At 70.9% G+C, this 3,277-nt stretch carries 4 protein-coding genes; 3 read left to right on the top strand and 1 reads right to left on the bottom strand.

Translation table 11 applies throughout. The features are described 5' to 3' along the window. Positions 1-87 precede the first annotated feature (87 nt). Positions 88-774 carry an APA family fibronectin-binding glycoprotein gene (locus tag G6023_RS06645; protein WP_182634588.1) on the top strand — a complete coding sequence of 229 codons (687 nt, stop codon included), beginning with the start codon at positions 88-90 and terminating at the stop codon, positions 772-774. Positions 775-793: 19 nt separating this feature from the next. On the opposite strand, the gene G6023_RS06650 is transcribed toward G6023_RS06645, so the two are convergent. Further along, the gene (locus tag G6023_RS06650) at positions 794-1,573 is read right to left on the bottom strand and encodes a PIG-L deacetylase family protein (protein ID WP_096906627.1); all 780 of its coding nucleotides are present in this window, start codon (positions 1,571-1,573) and stop codon (positions 794-796) included. A gap of 111 nt (positions 1,574-1,684) precedes the next feature. On the opposite strand from G6023_RS06650, the gene G6023_RS06655 reads away from it, so the two are divergent. Together G6023_RS06655 and G6023_RS06660 are read left to right on the top strand one after the other, a co-directional pair. Next, positions 1,685-2,842, top strand: coding sequence for an acyl-CoA dehydrogenase family protein (locus G6023_RS06655; RefSeq protein WP_182634590.1), 1,158 nt, complete (start codon positions 1,685-1,687; stop codon positions 2,840-2,842). Between the two features lie 67 nt (positions 2,843-2,909). After that, on the top strand, positions 2,910-3,277 hold a 368-nt coding region (locus G6023_RS06660), incomplete at its 3' end, for an FAD-dependent oxidoreductase (protein ID WP_347570733.1).

Raw genomic sequence — 3,277 nt, forward strand, 5'->3', positions numbered from 1 at the left:
CCCCGCGTGGTGCCGCGAGGTGCTGGGCGCGGAGCCGGGGAGGGTCAACATCACGCTGCGGGAAACCCGGCCGCCTACGCTGGGCGAATGACGTCTGGGCAGAACCCGTCCGCCGGCCGGAGCCGGACCATCCTCGTGGTGGCGCTCGTCGCCGTCCTGGCGGTGGTCGCCGCGGTCGTGACGGTGGTCGTCTCGTCGGCGACGTACGCCCCGGGGGTGCGCACCCTGTCCCCGAAGATCCAGGTGGCGGCCGGTTCCGACCATGTCGATCCCGAGACCGGCCTGGTCATCCGGGTCCCCGAGGGGTGGCGCGCGGAGTCGGGGGAGCTGATCTTCGGCAGTACCGTCATGAGTCCGGTCGCGGCTGCCGACGATCCGAGCCGCTCGGACGGGGTCGTGCTGGCCGCTCGCCTCACCGAGGACCTGTTCGACCCGGAGAACCCGGACAACCAGCTCGCGGCGCTCGCACTGGCCAACGGGATGGGTCAGTTCCTGCTCCCCGTCCCGGGGCGGCCGGTCGAGGAGCGGATCGAACCGCTCTCCACGCGCGTCGGCGACGGCTGGTCGGTGTCGTTCCGGGTGCTCCCCGCGGTCCAGCAGGACATCATCGGCCCGGAGGGCGCACTGGTGTACTCGGCGGTCGTCGGCGAGGGCGCGCAGCGCTTCTGGCTGACCTACGTCAGTCGTCCGGGCGACGGCACCATGTCGTCACCCCACGCCGAGTGGGCCGACGAGATCGTCGAGCGCCTGCGGCCGGCGGAGGGATCGATCTGACCCCGAGTCCGCCCCCGGCTCAGGGCCGCATGCGCCGGAAGCCCACCACCGGGTTGCCGCCGGCGAGTCCCTCACGCGACGCGCACACGGCCTCGACCTGCGCGCGCGCCTGGTCCCGCACCGGCGTCTCCGGGTCGAGCACCGACAGGTACTCGGAGTGCTCGGCCAGCGCGTCGACGGCCGGCTCGACGAAGCCCTTCACGTCGACGTAGTGCGTCACCTCGGGCGAGGACTCGAACCACATCTGCGGACGCCCCTCCGCGGCGTCCACCCCGACCGCGGCGACCAGGTCGTCGTACGCGGCCCCCACGGCCGCTCCGAACTCCATGTGATCGCTCTGGTTGGGCATCCCCGGCCCGAACTCCTCACCGGAGTACAGGGAGATGACCACGTCCGGGCGATGGCGGCGGATCGCGTCGGCCACCGCGTCGCGCAGTTCGGCGTTGTTGACGATCCGGCTGTCCGGGAAACCGAGGAACTCCACCTCGTCCACCCCGACGATCGCCGAGGACCGCCGCTGCTCCTCCTCGCGGATCGGTCCCGCGATCGCCGGTGCCATCCCCTCGATGCCGGCCTCGCCGCTGGAGGCCAGGACGTAGACGATGCTGCGGCCCTCGGCCGTCCACCGCGCCACCGCGGCGGACATCCCGTACTCGGGGTCGTCGGGGTGTGCTACCAGGACCAGCCCCCGGGTCCAGTCGGTGGGGAACGCCTCGGGCACGGAATGGTCCGAGGATGCCGGGGAGGTGGCCTTCTCGGGCTGGGCTGCGTTCTCTGGCCGGTCCGGGGAATCGTTCATGACCCGAGTATGGCCCTCCTCGGTGCTCGCGTGCCCGCCGTCGCCGGAACGGGCACACGTAAACTTGCCGCGAACCTCATCGTCGTCGTCGTCCCCTCATGGAGGCCCCCAGTGTCCGCACTCTTCCCCGACTACCGCCCCACCTGGGAGACCGACGACCACCGGCTGCTCCGAGAGCACGCCCGCGCGTTCTTCGCCAAGGAGATGACGCCCAACCAGGAGAAGTGGTCCACACAGAAGCACGTGGACCGCGAGACCTGGCTGCGCACCGGCGAGGCCGGCCTCATCTGCCTCGACGTGCCCGAGGAGTTCGGCGGCCAGGGCGGCGACCCGGGCATGGAGTACCTCGTCACCGAGGAGCTCGTCTACTCCGGCGACACCGCGTTCGGCATGGGCGTCGGCTCCACCATCACCCCCCACTACGTGGCGAACTACGCCACGGAGGAGCAGAAGCGCGAGTGGCTGCCGAAGATCTGCTCGGGTGAGTGGATCTCCGCCATCGCCATGACCGAGCCCGGCGCCGGCTCGGACCTGCAGGGCGTGCGCACCACCGCCAAGCGGGACGGCGACCACTACGTCATCAACGGCTCCAAGACGTTCATCTCCAACGGTGGCTCCGCCGACTTCGTGGTGGTGGTGGCCAAGACCGACCTCGACGCCGGCCACAAGGGCATGGCCCTGTTCGCCGTGGAGGCCTCGACGCCGGGCTTCGAGCGAGGCCGCGTGCTGGAGAAGATGGGCCGCCACGGCGCCGACACCGCCGAGCTGTTCTTCAACGACATGCGCGTGCCCGCCGCCAACCTCCTCGGCGGCGAGGAGGGGCAGGGCTTCTACCAGCTCATGAACCAGCTGCCGCGTGAGCGTCTGGCGATCGCCGTGGACGCGCTGGCCATGGCCGAGGCCGCCGTCGTGGAGACGCTCGAGTACGTCCGCGAGCGGCAGGCGTTCGGCAAGCCGATCCTGGACTTCCAGAACACCCGCTTCGAGCTGGCGCACTGCAAGACGCAGGTCATGGCCACCCGCACGTTCGTCGACCACTGCATCTCCCGGGAGATCGACGGCGAGCTCGACGCCGTCACCGCCTCCATGGCCAAGCTGCAGGCCACCGACATGCTCGACGACGTGGTGGACCGCTGCCTCCAGCTGTTCGGCGGCTACGGCTACATGATGGAGTACCCCATCGCGCAGAAATTCGCCGGCGCCCGCGTCATGCGGATCTACGGTGGCACGAACGAGATCATGAAGGAGGTCATCGGTCGGGCGCTGTGACCGATAACCGTCGATAGGAACAGTTCAGGACCGTTCCGAAGGGGGTGGCGGGGTGTCGGACGCGGTCGTGCGCGATGTTGTGGTGATCGGCGGGGGCCAGGCGGGCCTCGCGGCCGGTTTCTACCTTCGCCGCGCCGGCGCGGACTTCGAGATCCTCGACGCCTCGGACGAGCCCGGCGGCGCGTGGCCGCACACCTGGCCGTCCCTGCGGTTGTTCTCGCCCGCCGACTTCTCGTCCCTGCCGGGCCGCCGCATGCCCCGCACCGACGACGGCGCCAATCCCGGCGCGGCCCACGTCGTGGACTACCTGCGCGGGTACGAGGAGTACTACGACCTCCCCGTGCGGCGCGGGGTGACGGTGGTCGCCGTGGAGCGGCCGGGGGCAGGGCGAGAGGGCGGCTACGCCACCAACGCCACCAACGGCGACGACGGCCA

The sequence above is a fragment of the Dietzia sp. DQ11-71 genome (assembly GCF_014144995.1).
In the GTDB taxonomy this organism is placed as follows: domain Bacteria; phylum Actinomycetota; class Actinomycetes; order Mycobacteriales; family Mycobacteriaceae; genus Dietzia; species Dietzia kunjamensis.

What these genes read in the sequence shown, in the direction of transcription:
- G6023_RS06645 (WP_182634588.1), top strand. Translation starts at nt 88, where the DNA reads ATGACGTCTGGGCAGAACCCGTCCGCCGGCCGGAGCCGGACCATCCTC.
- G6023_RS06650 (WP_096906627.1), bottom strand. Translation starts at nt 1,573, where the DNA reads ATGAACGATTCCCCGGACCGGCCAGAGAACGCAGCCCAGCCCGAGAAG.